Origin of the sequence: Myroides injenensis M09-0166 (genome assembly GCF_000246945.1) — a bacterium.
Taxonomy (GTDB): domain Bacteria; phylum Bacteroidota; class Bacteroidia; order Flavobacteriales; family Flavobacteriaceae; genus Flavobacterium; species Flavobacterium injenense.
In genome coordinates this window covers 1-18,036 of record NZ_BAEX01000075.1, presented here as the reverse complement: position 1 = coordinate 18,036, position 18,036 = coordinate 1, and the positions used below count along the sequence as shown (strand labels likewise).

At 32.5% G+C, this 18,036-nt stretch carries 17 protein-coding genes; 8 read left to right on the top strand and 9 right to left on the bottom strand.

Annotation, left to right across the window (positions count from 1 at the left end; all coding sequences use genetic code 11):
• Positions 1-19: 19 nt before the first annotated feature.
• The 8 genes from clpX to RH98_RS11715 form a co-directional block, all read right to left on the bottom strand.
• Positions 20-1,261: an ATP-dependent Clp protease ATP-binding subunit ClpX gene (gene clpX / locus RH98_RS11755; protein WP_010254982.1), complete on the bottom strand. Its 1,242-nt coding sequence runs from the start codon at positions 1,259-1,261 to the stop codon at positions 20-22.
• Between the two features lie 4 nt (positions 1,262-1,265).
• A complete protein-coding gene (gene clpP / locus RH98_RS11750) occupies positions 1,266-1,925 on the bottom strand; it encodes an ATP-dependent Clp endopeptidase proteolytic subunit ClpP (protein WP_010254979.1) in 660 nt (219 codons plus the stop codon).
• Between the two features lie 84 nt (positions 1,926-2,009).
• A complete protein-coding gene (tig, locus tag RH98_RS11745) occupies positions 2,010-3,335 on the bottom strand; it encodes a trigger factor (RefSeq protein WP_010254978.1) in 1,326 nt (441 codons plus the stop codon).
• 99 nt (positions 3,336-3,434) lie between these two features.
• On the bottom strand, positions 3,435-3,791 hold the full coding sequence (locus RH98_RS11740) for a phage holin family protein (protein WP_010254976.1): 357 nt from the start codon (positions 3,789-3,791) through the stop codon (positions 3,435-3,437).
• A 25-nt stretch (positions 3,792-3,816) separates the two neighbouring features.
• Complete coding sequence (locus RH98_RS11735; RefSeq protein ID WP_010254974.1) at positions 3,817-5,415, bottom strand: SGNH/GDSL hydrolase family protein; 1,599 nt, start codon at positions 5,413-5,415, stop codon at positions 3,817-3,819.
• Positions 5,416-5,433: 18 nt separating this feature from the next.
• Positions 5,434-6,684: an OmpP1/FadL family transporter gene (locus RH98_RS11730; RefSeq protein WP_010254973.1), complete on the bottom strand. Its 1,251-nt coding sequence runs from the start codon at positions 6,682-6,684 to the stop codon at positions 5,434-5,436.
• Between the two features lie 659 nt (positions 6,685-7,343).
• The gene (locus RH98_RS11720) at positions 7,344-8,117 is read right to left on the bottom strand and encodes an alpha/beta fold hydrolase (protein WP_010254971.1); all 774 of its coding nucleotides are present in this window, start codon (positions 8,115-8,117) and stop codon (positions 7,344-7,346) included.
• Entirely contained in the window at positions 8,117-8,830 is a 714-nt protein-coding gene (locus RH98_RS11715) for a pyridoxine 5'-phosphate synthase (protein ID WP_010254969.1), read from the bottom strand. Before RH98_RS11715 ends, RH98_RS11720 begins: the two co-directional genes overlap by 1 nt.
• A gap of 94 nt (positions 8,831-8,924) precedes the next feature.
• Here RH98_RS11715 and RH98_RS11710 point away from each other — a divergent pair, with 94 nt between their 5' ends.
• The 8 genes from RH98_RS11710 (at position 8,925) to murI (ending at position 17,453) form a co-directional block, all read left to right on the top strand.
• Complete coding sequence (locus tag RH98_RS11710) at positions 8,925-9,593, top strand: CBS domain-containing protein (RefSeq protein WP_010254967.1); 669 nt, start codon at positions 8,925-8,927, stop codon at positions 9,591-9,593.
• Between the two features lies 1 nt (position 9,594).
• A complete protein-coding gene (locus RH98_RS11705) occupies positions 9,595-10,482 on the top strand; it encodes an NAD kinase (RefSeq protein ID WP_010254965.1) in 888 nt (295 codons plus the stop codon).
• 139 nt (positions 10,483-10,621) lie between these two features.
• Positions 10,622-11,341: a type IX secretion system protein PorG gene (gene porG, locus RH98_RS11700; protein ID WP_010254964.1), complete on the top strand. Its 720-nt coding sequence runs from the start codon at positions 10,622-10,624 to the stop codon at positions 11,339-11,341.
• Positions 11,342-12,082, top strand: coding sequence for an undecaprenyl pyrophosphate synthase (uppS, locus tag RH98_RS11695; RefSeq protein ID WP_010254962.1), 741 nt, complete (start codon positions 11,342-11,344; stop codon positions 12,080-12,082).
• A gap of 12 nt (positions 12,083-12,094) precedes the next feature.
• Positions 12,095-14,761 (top strand): BamA/OMP85 family outer membrane protein, encoded by a 2,667-nt coding sequence (locus tag RH98_RS11690; RefSeq protein WP_010254960.1) that lies wholly within the window; start codon positions 12,095-12,097, stop codon positions 14,759-14,761.
• 27 nt (positions 14,762-14,788) lie between these two features.
• A complete protein-coding gene (locus RH98_RS11685) occupies positions 14,789-16,051 on the top strand; it encodes an OmpH family outer membrane protein (RefSeq protein WP_010254958.1) in 1,263 nt (420 codons plus the stop codon).
• A 38-nt stretch (positions 16,052-16,089) separates the two neighbouring features.
• Positions 16,090-16,605, top strand: coding sequence for an OmpH/Skp family outer membrane protein (locus RH98_RS11680; protein WP_010254956.1), 516 nt, complete (start codon positions 16,090-16,092; stop codon positions 16,603-16,605).
• Between the two features lie 68 nt (positions 16,606-16,673).
• Positions 16,674-17,453 carry a glutamate racemase gene (murI, locus tag RH98_RS11675; RefSeq protein ID WP_026038876.1) on the top strand — a complete coding sequence of 260 codons (780 nt, stop codon included), beginning with the start codon at positions 16,674-16,676 and terminating at the stop codon, positions 17,451-17,453.
• A gap of 47 nt (positions 17,454-17,500) precedes the next feature.
• On the opposite strand, the gene RH98_RS11670 is transcribed toward murI, so the two are convergent.
• Positions 17,501-18,019 (bottom strand): gamma carbonic anhydrase family protein, encoded by a 519-nt coding sequence (locus RH98_RS11670; RefSeq protein ID WP_026038875.1) that lies wholly within the window; start codon positions 18,017-18,019, stop codon positions 17,501-17,503.
• Between the last annotated feature and the right edge of the window lie 17 nt (positions 18,020-18,036).

Sequence of the window (18,036 nt, the reverse complement as noted above, 5' to 3'; positions counted from 1 at the left end):
ACACGTAGTATATCTATCCTTAAGAAGATGCTTGCAAACGCTGTAATAAATTCATGCTTAGAGCGTGTTCCGTATATTCACGGTCGACATGAAACTTCTTAACATTCTTTTTACTAGGTAACTCATACATTGCATCAGTTAATATAGCCTCACATAAAGAACGTAAACCACGAGCCCCTAATTTATATTCTAATGCTTTATCTACAATATAATCTAGAGCTTCATCCGCAATAGTAAAAGTAATACCATCCATTTCGAATAGCTTTTCATATTGTTTAATTAAAGCATTTTTAGGCTCTGTTAAGATTAAACGTAGAGTTTCTCTATCTAGAGGATTCATATGCGTTAACACAGGTAACCTACCAATAATCTCAGGGATTAAACCATAATCCTTAATATCTTTTGGTATGATGTACTGCATTAGATTTGTACGATCAACTTGGTCCCCCTCTAACAAAGAACTATAACCTACTGCTTGAAAATTTAAACGCTTAGAAATTATGCGTTCAATACCATCAAAAGCACCTCCTGCTATAAAAAGAATATTCTTAGTATTCACTTCTATAAACTTTTGATTAGGGTGCTTTCTACCACCTTCTGGCGGTACATTAACTACACTTCCTTCTAAAAGTTTTAAAAGAGCTTGTTGCACTCCCTCACCTGATACATCACGTGTAATAGATGGGTTATCACTTTTACGCGCAATTTTATCAATTTCATCTATAAAAATAATACCTCGCTCAGCACATTCAATATCGTAATCAGCAGCTTGTAATAACTTAGTCAATATTCCCTCTACATCCTCACCTACATAACCAGCTTCAGTTAACACAGTAGCATCAACAATAGCTAGTGGAACATTTAACATTCGAGCAATAGTCTTAGCTACAAGGGTTTTCCCTGTACCTGTCTGCCCTACTACAATTACATTACTCTTTTCTATTTCAATATCATCATCATTCCCCTTTACTTCTTGAAGAAGGCGTTTGTAGTGATTGTAAACTGCAACAGACATAACCTTTTTAGTTTGGTCTTGTCCTATCACATATTCATCTAAAAAAGCACGAATTTCCATCGGCTTTTTTAAAAGTAAATCATTTGATAACTTATCTGATTCTTTGGCAAGACTATCGTCTTCTACAATATCGAATGCTTGTTCTACACATTTATCACAAATATGAGCATCGATACCAGCTATAAGAATATTAACCTCTGCTTCTGCTCGTCCACAAAACGAACATCTCATCACTTCTTTAGCCATAAAGTTATTCTCTGATTAAAACCTCATCAATCATTCCATATTCTTTAGCCTCTTTAGCGATCATCCAGTAATCACGATCACTATTTTCGCGTACTTTTTCTATCGATTGGCCAGAATGTTTAGCAATGATTTCGTATAATTCGTCTTTTAATTTTAAAATTTCTCTTGCAGTAATTTCAATATCTGAAGCTTGACCTTGCGCACCACCTAATGGTTGGTGAATCATTACTCTAGAGTGTGGTAATGCTGAACGTTTTCCAGCTGCACCAGCACATAATAAAACTGCCCCCATTGAAGCTGCCATACCTGTACAGATTGTAGCTACATCAGGTTTAATAAACTGCATAGTATCATAAATACCTAAACCAGCATATACTCCTCCACCTGGTGAATTTACATAAATACTAATGTCTTTTTCATTGTCAACACTTGCTAAAAACAACAATTGAGCTTGAATAATATTAGCTATATAATCATCAATAGCAGTTCCTAAGAAAATAATTCTATCCATCATCAAACGAGAGAAAACATCCATAGATGCTACATTCATTTGACGCTCTTCAATAATATATGGAGTCATACTACTTACGATCTTATCGTAGTACATACTATTTATACCATGATGCTTTGTTGCATATTTTTGAAACTCTTTACCGTAATCCATAACGTATTTTATTTTTTTATTAGTAAAAAATAAGCGTCTTTCTTTTCAGAAAGACGCTCAAATATAGTTATTTTTTTCCGGAAATTATTCTCCGTACATTTCCTTAACGAAATCTTTATATGATACCTCTTTAACTTTAGCACCAACTTTATCGTTAAATAAAGCTAACATTTTTTCGTTCATCAATTGTTCAGAAATACGTTTTACTTCTTCTTGGTTTGACATAACGCGTGCTACGATATCCTCAACAGTTTTGTCATCTGGTTCTGCTTGTCCAAATTGAGCTAACTGATCTTTGATTAATTTAATTGTGAAATCTTTTACTTCTTCAAAGTTAAGTTGTAAGTCAAATTGAGACATTACTTTTCCTTCGATTAATTGGTAACGTAATCCACTTTCAGATTTAGCATATTCTTCTGCTGCTTGCTCTGCTGTCATTGGAGTATCTCCTGCAGTTTGCAACCATTTTTTCAAGAATTCAGCTGGTAATTCAAATGATGTATTAGCTAATAAATACTCATAAACATCATTTAAGAATTTTTGGTCTGCCTGAGAAGCAAATTGTTTTTCAGCGTCTTCTTTGATTTTTTCTTTTAATTGCTCTACTGAAGTAACTACTCCTTCTCCAAACAATTTATCAAATAATTCTTGGTTTAACTCAGCTTTCTCAGTTTCGTTAATTTCTTTTATTGTAAATACAACGTCAACTTCTAATCCATGAACTTTAGCGTGATCAACTCCTAAGTATTCCATTAGTTTGTGATCATCATCAAATAATCCTTTAGTATTAACCGTTACTTGATCTCCAACTTTTTTATTTAAAAATTTCTTTTGATTTGTTTTAGTTCTGAACGCATCAACAGCAATTTTCACTTCATTGTTAATTCCTTCTTCTTCATTAGTAAAAGTACCTACCATTTCTGAAGTTTCTTCTACTGCATCTTTAGAAATTAATTTTCCGTATTGTTTTTGAATATATTCTACTTGCTCATCTAACATTGCGTCATCAGCAACAATGTTGAATTTAGTTACTTTTCCTTTAGAATCTAAATCAATAGTAAATTCAGGAGTTAATCCTAATTCAAAATCAAATTTTAATACATCAGCATCCCAGTCAAAATTCTCATTCATTACTGGTAACGGATTTCCTAAAATATCCATCTTCTCTTCTACAAGGTAATTATTCAATTTATCTTGCAAAATTTTGTTTACTTCTTCAAACAGTACAGCTTTACCATATTGTTTTAGGATTAAACTCATAGGTACAGCACCTTTTCTAAATCCAGGAACACTTGCGTTCTTTTTGTAGTCAGATAATACTTTATCTACATTACCTTGATAATCTTCTTTTGCAAGTTCAATAGTAACGATTGCATTAAGAGCATCTACATTATTTCTTGTAATATTCATTTTTTGATGTATTTACATAATAAAATTGGGTTGCAAAAATAAATTATTTTTACAACCCATCCAAGTTTTTAAGTGATTGTATTTCAATCATTAATTTTTTTATCGCTTTTGCACTTCATCTTTTTGCAAAAATCCATTCGTTATTGATTGGCAAAAAGTCAGCACTATACTAAATAACAACGCATACCAAAAATTAACTACTACAAATCCTTGAACAAAATAAGCACTAAGCATTATAATTACAGCATTAATAACTAATAAGAATAATCCCATAGTTACCACTGTTGCTGGTAATGTCATAAACACCAATACTGGTCTTAAAAACATATTTAACAATCCCATCACTACTGCTACCCATAGAGCTGATGTCCATCCTGCTACTTCTACACCTGGTAATAACCAGCATAAGAACATCACAATAGCAGTCGTAAATAATAATCTAATTATAAATCCCATAACTTTTTTTGTTAAAAATAGTAATTTATTTATTAGTAGCCAACAAAGTTGGTCCTGGATACACTGCTGGATTTACTAATGGAATATTAGATTTATAATGTCTATTGATAACTCTTAATATCTCAGCTGCGATAAAAGCATACCCTCTAGGATTTAAGTGTACCCCATCAAGAGAAAACATTACAGTATTCAAATTCCCCATTCCAGTAAAATAATCTGCCGTATAGATTTGTCCATCTTCAACTCTTAATCCAGAAACAGCCTTATTTAATAATTCATTCATATCTGCTATAGCTAATCCTTTTTCTGCTGCTTCAGCTCTAATAATATTATTAAAGTTTGTAGTTGCTTCTTTAATTTTCTTTTGTTCTACTGGATTTAGCACATATTCATCACCCAATGGGTAAGTAACACCTATTTTAAGCATTTCATCCATTATAGTGTTACCAGTAGAGGTAGGTAATGAAGCTCCTATTTGAGGTTTACTAGTTAACAACATTAAGTCTTGTGCAGTTGCATGTCTTGCTTTCCCAAATATATGAGCGATCAATGCAATTTCTTGTTCTTTAATAGGCAATGGCAATTGTCCTGAATCGATAGCGGCTTTTAATCCAGCTGCAATCACAGGTGACATATCATCTAAAGTGTTATCGTTAATCAATAATGGATTTGCTTTCTCTTTAGAAAACAATTGTAAACGATCTCCTTGTCCTGCTTTAGCTAATGTCATTTTTAATAAACCAACAAACATATTTAATTGATCTATTTTTTCAACTCCAATTAATTCTGGTGTCAAAGGACTATATGGTACAGTTGTAAAAAATGGAATTGCAGTTACATCTGGTATAGTAGCCACTACTCCTTTAGCACCTCCCGAAGTCAATGTTGTAGTAATTGTTTTATATACATTTTGGAAAACACCCGCATGAGTAATATCATTTGGTCCATATTTCGCAGGGTCTAAACCTCCCGCTTCATTTTGATCTACACCTTCACCTCCTGAAGTAGCATAAGCTAATACGTCATTAGCACCAATCCAATTGGTAAAAAATGTAGGTTTTAGAGTCATCGCATCACCTAATACAGTTGCTTGGTCACTAGTAGCAGTTCTAATAAAGTAAGGATTAGATTTCCCCGCTGATAAAGCTGCTAAGCTTCCATAACCAGGTGCTAATAAATGAAATGTCTTTGCACCAGGTACTCCTGCATTGTGATAAGCAGTTTTTTGTTGCTTTGTCGCATCTATCGTAACTACACCTTTAATATTCTCAGGTCCACCTGTAGACATATTAATGATCATTTTCGTAGGCATAATTTCTGTCCCTGCTACTAACATACCTCCTACATCATTGACATCATCACTAAAATCTGGTTGGGTAAATTCTCCTCCTCCAACTATTTTAAACTGTTTTGCTAGAATATTTGGAAATGAATTTTGCTGTCCAGAACGATAAACTGTACCATCCATAAAACCTGAAGTCAATGAATTTCCTACTGCCACATAACTAGAAAAATCTGCTTCACCTGGATAGTAGGTTTCTGAATCTATTTTGTCACTAATTTCAGGTTTACACGAAGCAAACATAACTAGTGCTGGTAATATTAATAAATATCTTTTTTTCATGATTTTCTTTTTTTGAAATTAAAAACTATAGCTCACACCGATACCACCGCTAGTTACAGCACTTTTATAAGTCCCGCCAAACGATACATTTTGTCCATCTTCATTATAATAGCTATAAGAACTATTAGTATCGCTAAAATGTAAATAACTATATACTAAATCTATTGCAATACCATTTTTAAACTTGTATGTCAAACCTCCTGTATACGCTCTAGAGTCATTTCTTGGTGTTTCTGGCGCAAAATATCCAGGCTGTACAGGACTTTCATCATAATACCATCCTGCTCTTAATGATAATTGATCATTTACAGTATATTGAGCTCCTAAACGATACGTACTAGAATCTTTATAATTTCTAGCATTTACTGATTTTCCAATTGTAGGATTATCAACAAAATCAATCACTAAAGCATCATATACTCTCCAAAAAGTGCGATTATAATCAAAAGCAAATAACCATTTTTTCCACTCATAAGAAGCCCCTACTGTTAACTCCGCTGGCAATGGCATTTGTGCCTCAATCTTACCATCTACAAACATATCCTTTCCAAATGCAGGAACATCATGGAATTTTGCCTTTCCATTATTTGGTTTCATGATAATTTCAGAACGATAATTCACCCCAAATCTTAAGTGATCATCTACATTAACCATATATCCAGCTGTCCATCCCCATGCAGTAACATTCTTAGCTTCGATAGTAACATCTGTTCTATTTCCATTTTCATCTGTCATGCTACGCGATACATTTCTATTAAAAGTAACACCCCCATTAACTAAAATAGGTCCCCCTCCAAAACTGAAATGTTTACTCACTTTAATAGCAAAAGTTGGTTGAAAATAGATTGCTTTTAAATCAATATTATTTACTAAATGTGATCCTTGCCAATCTTGATCCCAATCTACTGCACTTCCATATGGAGAATAAACTGCTAATCCAAGACTTAACCAATCTGTCGCTTTATAAGTACCGTATGCATAAAATGGCGTTCCTGTATTACGTGTTTCATTTTCCCATCCGTATGTTGTATTCTGAAATTTTGTATCAGCTACTAAAACATTCATTCCAGCAGAAAAATTAAAGCGGTCTTCTAGATACACAATTCCAGCAGGGTTAAAGAAAGTTGCCTCAGCACTATTTACAACAGCTACTCCCGTATGTCCCATAGCAAGTTGTTTATTTCCCTGCATACTAACTCTGTATCCTCCAGCAAAGGCAGAAGAAGAAACTATCGCTAATAAGGACAATGATATTAACTTTTTAATCATAATTGCCTAATATTTAAATTCGTTATATTCCAAATATAATTAGTAAATACAGTTTTACAAATTTTTAAGTCTTATTTTAACACTTGTAAAAATTAAATTAAATATTATTCAACAAATAACACTTAAAGATAAATAATAACTACAATAATTTAACCAATAAAACCATTTATAAAAAAAATAACAAACTTAAAGTATCACAAAAAAAGTAGTCATATCGAAAAATAAACAAAAAAACATCTAATTAATTTACATTCTTTCAATAATATAACTTCTAAAAAGTCATGATGTAAAGCAGATATTTAAAAAAAGGACACATTTATAAGCTAATTTCTTTTAAAACTACACACACCTCTTTCTTATTAATATAAAAACAATAAACTATACTATTCTGCATTATAATGATGCTACATTGATCCCCAGATGATAAGGCAATGATGCCGCCTTTTTATGCCGAATTAGCGGCATCATTGCGGTATCATAGCGGCATCACTGCGGCATCACTAAGACAAATTCACTCTAAAAAAAGGTTGAAACCTGTTAAAAGCTCAATCAACTGTAGTATTTTATTAAGGGAAAATAATTGTGTAATTGCACTATACCTAAAGAGGAAAAGGCATAAAAAGAAGAAAGCTACCAAATTGGTAGCTTTAAAACTATTATTAAGATAAGAATTCCTTTACTATATCGTAAAACATTTGTGGATTTTCAGCATGGAGCCAATGCCCTACATTTGGTATTGTTTCTATAATTGCATTAGGAAAAATACTTTTTATAAGCTGTTGATCACTCTCCTGAATATAGTTAGATTTTCCTCCTCTGATAAAAAGGACATCACCATTATATTCACTTCCTTGTTCTAATCCCTCTCCTACAACATCTTCATTTTTATTAAACACATTGAGGTTAAAACGAAAAGCTAACTGACCTGGCTCTAACCAATAAAGACTTTTCATTAAGAATAATCGTGTACCAGCATCTTTAATATACTCTCCCAATTTTGCATCAACTTCTTGGCGGCTCGGCTTAACTGAAAAATCAACTGCATTCAACGCTTCAAAGATATCTTGATGATGAGGAGCATAATTTCTAGGCGCTATATCCGCCACTATTAGCTTCTGTACTTTTTCAGGAAATTGTACTGCAAATTTCATCGCTACTTTACCACCCATTGAGTGCCCTAATACAATGGCATTTTCAATTTGATAATGCTGCATATAATTAAAAAGATCGCTAACCATCGCATCATAAGACCATTCTTCTGAATGAAAACTGCGTCCGTGATTACGCAAATCTAACATGTGTACTTGATATCCTATAGCAGACATTTGCTTACCAAAAGTCGACCAGTTATCAGACATTCCTAAATAACCATGAAGTACAATTAATGGTTTACCTGCTTCTCCTTCAATTTTTGAATATAAAATCTCTGTCATTATTGTAATTTTCTGATGTACATATTCACAACATTCTCTAATCCTAAGTAAATAGACTCCGCAATTAATGCATGACCTATCGAAACTTCTAATAGGTTAGGAATATTATCTTTAAAGAATTTAATATTATCTAAACTCAAATCATGACCAGCATTAATCCCTAGATTTAAGTCTACCGCTAATTCTGCTGCTTTCACATAAGGAACAATTGCTCCTTCATTACCTAAACCATACTGTCTAGCAAACTCTTCTGTATATAACTCAATGCGATCTGCACCTACTTCTTTTGCCCCTTCAACCATTTTAAGAACAGGGTCAACAAATATTGAAGTACGAATACCTTGCTGTCTGCATTCCTGTATAACTTCTTTTAAAAAATCTTTATGTTTCACAGTATCCCATCCCGCATTAGATGTCAGAGCATCTACCGCATCGGGTACTAAGGTTACTTGAGTAGGTTTACATTCATATACCAACTTTAGAAAATCATCCATAGGATTACCCTCAATATTGTATTCTGTATATACAACATTCACTAAATCTCTTGCATCTTGATATCGAATATGACGTTCATCGGGACGAGGATGTACAGTCACTCCCTCTGCTCCAAATTTCTGAACATCCTTTGCAACTTGTAATAGATTAGGCACATCTCCTCCTCTAGAATTTCTAAGAGTGGCTATTTTATTGATATTAACCGATAATTTAGTCATAAGTATAAAATTTAAAGACAAAAATACAAAGTATAATTAACGACTATTGATTAATTTTTGATTATTTTGCACAATATAATATATATGTATAGCTATGTTTTCATTTGACAAAAAGTTAATCCAATCATTACCTCCCTTTACTCCAAATAATTTGGCAGAGGAATGCTATGCTTTTTTGTCTAAACATTCTTTCAGTCATGCCCCTATTATTAATAGCGACAATAAATTAATAGGAAATATAATGGCTGAAGATATTGAAATAGCTGAAAAAGACAAAATAATAGAAGATTACATCTATGACTTGGAATATTTTTCATTACATGAAAACACTTCTCTTAATATATTTGAAATCTTTGACCTATTTACGCTAAACAAAACAAATATACTTCCCGTGATTACTGATAATAATGAAGTAATAGGCATTCTTTCAAAAGCGACACTATTTGAATATTGGCCTAATGCTATCTTTTTTCAGGAAGTAGGTAAAACAATTATTATCTCAAAACAACAAAACACTTTTAGCCTGTCTGAGGTAGCCCAAATTGTAGAGAGTAATAATGCTAAGCTATACGGAATATTATTATTAAACCAAGAGGATGAGAATGTTCAGATTCTTCTAAAGACAAATAATATTAACACTAATCACATATTAGACGACTTTAGACGATACCATTATGACATCATCACTCAACATAACGAAGATATGCACTACAGCGATTTAAAAGACAAATCTGATTACCTAAATAAATACCTAAATATATAGTATGAAATTTGCTATTTACGGACAAACAAGCAAGCCAATTGTACAAAACATCATTTTAAGGCTATTAGCCGTTTTCAATGATTACGAATCTACCGAAATTATTTTTGAATCACATTTTTATCAGTTATTAAAACATACTAATGTACTGTCACAAGACTACCAGACATTTGGTCAAAAAGTAGACTTGCCAAGTGATACAGATTTTTTTATTAGTGTAGGTGGAGATGGAACTATGTTAAGAGCGACAAACTTTATCAAAAACATGAATATTCCAATTGTAGGTATTAATGCAGGTAGATTAGGCTTCTTAGCAAATGTTCAGCAAGATGACATTGAAAAATTATTACCAAACTTATTTACACATTCTTATAAGCTGTCTAAAAGATCGCTACTAAGCATGCAATGTAATCCTCCAAAAAATAATGACTTTGATATTCAATATGCATTAAACGAAGTAACCGTTTCTCGCAAAAACACGACTTCGATGATTACAGTAGATACTTACCTAGATAATGAATTTTTGGCTTCTTACTGGGCAGATGGTTTAATTATATCTACTCCTTCTGGATCGACTGGATATTCACTAAGTTGTGGTGGACCAATTATTGAACCAGAAACTGGCTGTTTTGTATTAACACCTCTAGCTCCGCACAATCTTAATGTGAGACCCTTAGTAATTAGAGATAATCTAGAAATAAAATTAAAAGTTAGCAGTAGAGAAAAGAAATTCTTAGTGTCCCTTGACACCACGACTAAAACGATAGCTAACGAAACTGAAATAATCATTTCGAAAGCTCCTTTCACAATAGATCTAGTAGAATTTCCTACGCAAAGTTTCATCAAAACATTGCGAAACAAACTACTATGGGGAGAGGACAAAAGAAATTAATACAATTCACGAATTGAAATATACTTTTTGAGTGTTTTTAGCGTTTTGAGGTATAAAGCTAGTTTTTTCTCATATTAATGGAATAAAAAAAATTAAATTACGTCGCGATATTACTATATTTGTAAATTATTTTAACAAAATGAATAGAATTCTATTACCATTTTTATTGTTATTTAGTGTCAGTGTCATGCAAGCACAAATCCATGAATTTGGTGGTGGTATAGGTGGAAGTAATTACGTAGGGAACATAGGTTCCACGCAATTTATCAATCCTACAAACGTAGGATATAATCTTTTTTATCGTTGGAATAAAAGTCCAAGACATTCTTATAAAGTAAGTTTCTTACAAACAAAACTTACTGGCAATGACTTAAAGTCAGATATGCCTAGTAGAAAAGAAAGAGGATTAAACTTTAACAATACAGTACAGCAATTGTCTGTTGGCTTTGAGTTTAACTTCTTTGAACTTGATCTACACGAAGAAAATTTTGGCTTAACGCCTTATCTATATTTAGGTATATCGGGGATTAGATATTCAGATATTTATTTCCGTTCCTATGAGATAGATTTAGGAGGTAACCAGCAGTATAGAAAAACTGATTTAGAAAAAGGGAAAAAGAAGAATTCATTAGCAATTCCTTTTGGAACAGGTTTAAAAGTAAGATTAACACCTCAACTAATATTAAATGCTGAAGTGATTGCAAATTATACCTTTACAGACAATCTGGACGGTAGTCATCCTTCTAGTAAAAATAAAGAATACTATAGTTTTGGAAAAAACGTAAATGATTGGTTTTTTTACACTGGCTTTTCAATAAGCTATACATTTGGAAAAAACCCTTGTTATTGTGCAGATTAAATGAACTTGAAAGAAGAAATTGACTTAAAGAAATTACCTAATCACTTGGCTATCATAATGGATGGTAACGGTAGATGGGCTAAAAAGAAAGGTTTTCTAAGAACTATAGGTCACGAAAACGGAATAAAATCAGTAAGAACTACTTTAAGTAGCTGTGCTGAACTTGGAATAAAGAATTTGACATTATATGCATTTTCAACTGAAAACTGGAATAGACCAAAGTTTGAAGTCGATAAGCTAATGCAATTATTAGTAAATTCATTAAAAAAAGAATTACCTACCTTTAATGAAAACAAAATTGCAGTAAATGCGATAGGTAATTTATCATTACTACCTCCAAAAGTTCAAGAGCAATTAAACGAAGTAATTGACAAGACAAAAAACAACGATAGAATGACGCTTACTCTTGCTCTTAGTTATGGTTCAAGAGCAGAGTTAATTGATGCTGTAAAAAAGATTTCATTTAAAGTTAAAAATAACTTAATTTCGGAAGCTGATATTGACGAATCAATTATTAATGAGCATCTTTACACGCATGATCTACCTGATGTAGATCTATTAATTAGGACTAGTGGAGAGCAAAGAATAAGTAATTTCCTGCTGTGGCAGATTGCTTATGCTGAGCTTTATTTTACAGAAGTTCTATGGCCTGACTTTTCAGAAGAAGAGTTATATAAGGCGCTTCTAACTTTTCAAAATAGAGAAAGAAGATTTGGAAAAACAAGTGAACAAATTAAATAAAAAACGAAAATAATGTTTCAAAAAGGCACCTCTCTTTTTGCACTGTTTCTCGCAGGAATCATCCATGCAAATGCCCAAGCACAAGACAGTATAAACATTCCTTCTTTTGAAGCTCCAAAGATTTATACCTTAGGAGATATAAAAGTAACTGGAAAAATCAATTATAACCCTCAAACCGTTATAACCTTTACAGGTCTTAATAAAGGACAACAAATAGCAGTACCAGGAGAAGAAATTTCTACTGCCTTGACGAAGTTATGGAACCTAGGTTTCTTTACTGACATCAATCTATATGAAACATCAGTAGTAAATGATACTATTAATATAGAGCTATCGTTAAATGAAGTTCCTAGACTTAATAGTGTAAAAATAAAAGGCTTTAAAAAATCAAAGTCTGAATCTCTTATAAAAGAAGCTAAACTTACGAAAGGAAAAATAGTAAACGAAAACTTTTTATCTACTACTAAGTATTTCTTACTTAACAAGTATAAGAAAGATGGTTTCTACAATACTAACGTTATATTAAGCACTATCCCTACTGATTCTACCAATAGAAGAGTAGATTTACTTGTTGATATTAACAAAGGGAAAAAAGTTCGTGTATCAAAAATTACTTTTGACGGTAATAAACAACTTTCTGATAAAAAATTGAAGAAAGCAATGAAAAACACGAAACAACGTAGTCCGTTTAACCCACTTCGTATATTTAAACCTTCTAAATTTATAAGTGCTAAATACGAAGAGGATTTAACAAATATCGTTAATAAGTATAAAGAAAATGGTTATCGCGATGCTCGTGTAATTGCGGATACTACTTCTTATGACCCTAAGACAAACCGTGTTGCTATTAATATAGATGTTGAAGAAGGAAACAAATACTACTTCGGAGATATCCGTTTTATTGGAAATACTGTTTTCCCTAATTATGTATTAAAACAAGTATTAGGAATTCAAAAAGGAGATTTATACAACGGTGTCTTATTTGACAAACGTATTAACGACCTTACTAATCCAGACGCAGATAACCTAACCAATTTATATCAAAATAGAGGTTATTTATTCTCTCAGGTTACACCAGTAGAGGTAAAAACAGCTAATGATACAATTGACTTTGATATTAGAATTCTAGAAGGACCTATTGCTAGATTTAATAATATTACTGCAATAGGTAATAACGATACTCATGATCACGTAATCTACCGCGATTTAAGTACTCGTCCTGGTGAAACATGGAGTAAAGCTCTAGTGATGGAAACAATCCGTAAGCTTGCTTCATTACAAATCTTCGATCCACAAGCAATTGTACCAGACGTTAAAAATGCCGACCCATCATCAGGTACTGTAGATATCGAATGGCAAATTGCAGAAAAAGGATCTAGCCAGGTAGAGCTACAAGGTGGTTACGGTGGAGGTGGTTTCATTGGAACGCTTGGTTTGTCGTTCAATAACTTCTCTTTGAGAAATATATTTAACAAAAAATCATACAAACCTTTCCCAATGGGAGATGGTCAATCACTTGCACTACGTCTACAAGGAAGTAGTTATTTCCAAACATATAGTTTGAGTTTCTCTGAACCATGGTTTGGTGGTAGAAAACCGATTAACTTCTTTGGTACATTAGCATATAGTAAACAAAATCTATATGACTATTACAACAGACGTACTGACCGTAGTAGAGGATTTAATATTACAACACTTTCGTTTGGTATTGCTAAACGATTGAATATACCAGATGATTACTTTGTATTATCACATACATTGAGTTTCCAATATTATGACATGAATAACTATAATACTGGATTATTTACATTTGGAGATGGTTCTTCAAGAAACCTTTCTTATCAAATTGAATTAAGACGTGATAATAGAGGTATGGATCCTATCTTCCCTACTTTTGGTTCATTATTTAGTGTTAGTGGTAAGTTTACTCCACCTTATTCTTTATTCAATAATGTAAATTATAAAAACTTACACAACGAGCAAGAATATAAGCTAAGAGCTAAAGAAGGAGCTATTGATCCATCAACTGGTCTACCATTAACTGCAGGTACGTACTTGAACAAAAATGGACAAGCTGTTGAAGATTGGAGAGATGCTACTGCTGACCAAAGTAAAATTGACCAAAAAAGATTTAATTGGTTAGAATATTATAAACTAAAATTCAAAGGAGATTGGTACAGTACTTTATTTGATAAATTAGTATTGAGAACTTCTGGAGAATTTGGTTATATGGGAGCATATAATGATAACCGTGGAGTAGTTCCTTTTGAAAGATTCTATTTAGGTGGTGATGGATTAGCTAACTTCTCTCTAGATGGACGTGAAGTTATTCAGTTAAGAGGTTACCAAAATCAAACGCTTACACCAATTAATGACTTAGGAGAACAAATTGGAGGTACTATTTATAACAAATTTACGTTAGAATTAAGATACCCTATTACATTAAAACCAAGTGCGTCAGTATATGTATTAACTTTTGCAGAAGCAGGTAACTCATATGATGCATTTAAAAACTATAATCCATTTGAATTAAAAAGATCAGCTGGATTTGGAGTTCGAGTATTTATGCCAATGTTTGGTCTACTAGGTATTGACTTTGGATATGGATTTGATCCAGTTCCAGGACAAACACAAAAAAGTGGATGGCAAACACACTTTATACTTGGACAATCGTTTTAATGTAGCAGATACTTAAAATTGAATTAAATGAGAGTGATATTAGCTTCTATTATTTGTATATTTACATCTATATCTATGTTAGCCCAAGGTGGAAGTGCCAGAATAGCCTACATAGATATGGAATATATATTAAGCCAAACGCCTGAATATATAGAAGCTACTTCTGCCTTAGAGTCACGCGCTAGCCAATGGAAAGCGGATATAGACAAAAAGAAAGAAGAGATAAGAAGATTAAAAGACAATCTAGCTGCTGAGAGAATATTACTAACTAGAGCGCTTATTGATGAAAAGGAAGAAGAGATCTCCATTTTAGAAGAAGAGCTATATGAATATCAGCAAAAAAGATTTGGTACTAAGGGAGATTTAATTACCCAAAAGGTAATGCTTTCAAAACCTATACAAGACCAAGTTTTTGCGGTGGTTGAAGATATTACTGAAGCTAGAAAGTTTGACTACGTTCTTGATAAAAATACTGAATCGACAATGGTACTTGCTACTAAAAGACACGATATAAGTGATCTTGTTTTAAAACGTTTAGCTACAGCAAGACGTAAGCAAAACATGAGCAAAAAGCAGGTAGAGGGAGTTGAAAAAGAAGAAAAAGAAGAAGATCAAATGGCATTGCGTCAAAGTCGACGTGAAGAACAACAGCGCAAAAAAGCAGAAGCTGATAGACTTCTAAGACAAGAAGAGAAAAAACGCAAACAAGAACAAGCTAATGATCCTAAATTCTTAAAACAACAAGCCTTAGAACAGCAACGTGAAAGGTTGATAAAAGAACGTCAAGAAAAGCAAGAGAAATTACGTCAAGAAAAACTTGCTAAACTTGAAGAACAAAAAGCTGCATTGGCATTGAAGCAAGAAGAAATTCAAAAACAACGTCAAGAAGCACAAGAAGCAAAACAAAGAGCAATTGAAGAAAACAGACAACAATTGCTAGAACAAAAAGCTGAACTCGAAAGACAAAAAGCTGAACGTGATAAACTAATTGAAGAAGAAAAGGAAAAGAGAAGACAGTTAAATGAGGAGAGGGTTAAAAACAAACCTACAGTTAATGTTGAAGAACTTAGAGAGCAAAGAAGATTAGAACAAGAACGTAAACAAGAAGAGGCTCGTATCAAAAGAGAGGAAGCAAAGAAAAAACGTGAAGAAGAATTAAAACTCTTTAAGCAACAACAAGAAGAAAAAAGGCAAAAAGCCTTAAAAGATGAAGAGGAAAGAAAGTTACGTATTCAACAAGAGATAGAAGAACGTAAAAAACAAAATGAAGAAGCAAAAAAGAATAAATAACATTTAAATTATAGATAATAAATCAAAAATCGAGTAACATGAGAAAAATGAAATCTTTATTAATTGCAGCCGTAATGTTTTTTGGAGTAAGCTCTACGGTGACTATGGCGCAATCAAAAGTAGCTCACGTTGATGTTCAAGCTTTAATAGTTGAATTACCTGAAACTAAAGCAGCTCAAGCTGAATTAAAAAAATTAGGTGAAGGATACCAAAGCACTTTTACAAATTTGGTTACAGAATACCAAAATAAAGTACAAAAATACCAAGCTGAAGCTGCAACTGCAGGTGATATTAAAAATGAAGAACGCGCTAAAGAAGTTCAAGAATTAGAACAACGCATTCAAGAATTCCAAACTACAGCTGGTCAAGAAATGGAGAAAAAAGAGTTTGAATTAACTAAACCTATCCATGAAAAAATCCAAGCAGCTATCAAAAAAGTAGCTAAAGCTAAAGGATATGACTACGTACTTGACGCAACATTAGGAAAAGGTATTTTAGTTGCTGATGGACCAGATTTAATCATTGATGTTAAAAAAGAATTAGGAGTTAAATAATTCTGAAATTTATAAAGATCAAACATTAAAACCACTCTATTTTTAGGGTGGTTTTTTTATATTTGTATATGCAAAACAACAATCCTATAGGAATATTTGACTCTGGTATAGGAGGCACAACAATCTGGCGTGATATTAATTTATTAATGCCAAATGAGAATACTATATACATAGGGGATCAACTCAATGCTCCTTATGGTTTTAAAACCAAAGAGGAAATAATAAACCTTTCTTTTAAGAATATAGATTATTTACTTTCTCAAGACTGTAAAATAATTGTTGTAGCATGTAATACTGCTACTACAAATGCCATTAATGAAATTAGAAACAAATACAAAATACCTATTATTGGAATTGAACCTGCAATTAAGCCAGCTACCAGCTTGACCAAAACAGCTACAGTTGGTATCCTAGCAACAAAAGGAACGATTACAAGCGATTTATTTGCATCTAAAGTAAAACTATACTCTGATGTAAAAATAATAGAGCAGATAGGCTATAATCTAGTTTCTTTAATTGAATCTGGACAGATACACTCTAAAGAGTTAAAAAAGCTACTAAGAGATTATCTTATTCCTATGGTAGACCAAGGAATGGATACGTTAGTTCTTGGATGTACACATTATCCCTACCTTATACCAATCATTAAAGAAATAATTCCTGACAATATTCAAATCATTGATTCCGGAAAAGCTGTAGCTAAGCAAACGAGAAAAATATTAGAACAAAATAATCTACTTAACCAGGATAATAAACTTGGAATCTCAACATTTTACACTAATGTAGATCCTACTGTATTAAAAACTTTTATTACAGAACCCGCTATTATTGAATATAAAAATTTCTAAAAAAACACAAGAGGGCTAGTATAAAATTACTAGCCCTCTTGTGTTTTTTATTCCTCTTCTTTATACCAACTTGAGTACATCACATAATTATTAGCAATACGCTCAACTTCACCAGCAAAATCAGAAGCACTTATATCTTTTACTTTCTTTGCAGGTACACCAGCATAGATAGCACCTGACTCTACAACTGTATTTTGAGTTACTACAGCTCCAGCAGCAATAATGGTATTACTATGAACAACACAATTATCCATTACAATAGCTCCCATCCCTATTAAAACGTTATCGTGTATTGTACAACCATGTACCATTGCATTGTGCCCTACAGAAACATTATTTCCAATTACTGTTGGATGTTTTAAATAAGTACAGTGGACAATTGCCCCATCTTGAATATTTACCTTATTGCCAATAGTAATGGAATTAACATCTCCCCTAATCACTGCATTAAACCATACGCTGCATTTCTCACCGAACGTTACCTCTCCTACAATAGTAGCATTTTCTGCTACAAAACAATCCTCAGGAATTACAGGAGACTTTCCTCTAACTGCTTTTATAATCATATCACTATAAATAAAAA

What these genes read in the sequence shown, in the direction of transcription:
- RH98_RS11730 (WP_010254973.1), bottom strand. Translation starts at nt 6,684, where the DNA reads ATGATTAAAAAGTTAATATCATTGTCCTTATTAGCGATAGTTTCTTCT.
- tig (WP_010254978.1), bottom strand. Translation starts at nt 3,335, where the DNA reads ATGAATATTACAAGAAATAATGTAGATGCTCTTAATGCAATCGTTACT.
- RH98_RS11715 (WP_010254969.1), bottom strand. Translation starts at nt 8,830, where the DNA reads ATGACTAAATTATCGGTTAATATCAATAAAATAGCCACTCTTAGAAAT.
- RH98_RS11705 (WP_010254965.1), top strand. Translation starts at nt 9,595, where the DNA reads ATGAAATTTGCTATTTACGGACAAACAAGCAAGCCAATTGTACAAAAC.
- RH98_RS11670 (WP_026038875.1), bottom strand. Translation starts at nt 18,019, where the DNA reads ATGATTATAAAAGCAGTTAGAGGAAAGTCTCCTGTAATTCCTGAGGAT.
- RH98_RS11685 (WP_010254958.1), top strand. Translation starts at nt 14,789, where the DNA reads ATGAGAGTGATATTAGCTTCTATTATTTGTATATTTACATCTATATCT.
- porG (WP_010254964.1), top strand. Translation starts at nt 10,622, where the DNA reads ATGAATAGAATTCTATTACCATTTTTATTGTTATTTAGTGTCAGTGTC.
- RH98_RS11680 (WP_010254956.1), top strand. Translation starts at nt 16,090, where the DNA reads ATGAGAAAAATGAAATCTTTATTAATTGCAGCCGTAATGTTTTTTGGA.
- uppS (WP_010254962.1), top strand. Translation starts at nt 11,342, where the DNA reads ATGAACTTGAAAGAAGAAATTGACTTAAAGAAATTACCTAATCACTTG.
- RH98_RS11740 (WP_010254976.1), bottom strand. Translation starts at nt 3,791, where the DNA reads ATGGGATTTATAATTAGATTATTATTTACGACTGCTATTGTGATGTTC.
- clpX (WP_010254982.1), bottom strand. Translation starts at nt 1,261, where the DNA reads ATGGCTAAAGAAGTGATGAGATGTTCGTTTTGTGGACGAGCAGAAGCA.
- RH98_RS11690 (WP_010254960.1), top strand. Translation starts at nt 12,095, where the DNA reads ATGTTTCAAAAAGGCACCTCTCTTTTTGCACTGTTTCTCGCAGGAATC.
- murI (WP_026038876.1), top strand. Translation starts at nt 16,674, where the DNA reads ATGCAAAACAACAATCCTATAGGAATATTTGACTCTGGTATAGGAGGC.
- RH98_RS11720 (WP_010254971.1), bottom strand. Translation starts at nt 8,117, where the DNA reads ATGACAGAGATTTTATATTCAAAAATTGAAGGAGAAGCAGGTAAACCA.
- RH98_RS11735 (WP_010254974.1), bottom strand. Translation starts at nt 5,415, where the DNA reads ATGAAAAAAAGATATTTATTAATATTACCAGCACTAGTTATGTTTGCT.
- clpP (WP_010254979.1), bottom strand. Translation starts at nt 1,925, where the DNA reads ATGGATTACGGTAAAGAGTTTCAAAAATATGCAACAAAGCATCATGGT.
- RH98_RS11710 (WP_010254967.1), top strand. Translation starts at nt 8,925, where the DNA reads ATGTTTTCATTTGACAAAAAGTTAATCCAATCATTACCTCCCTTTACT.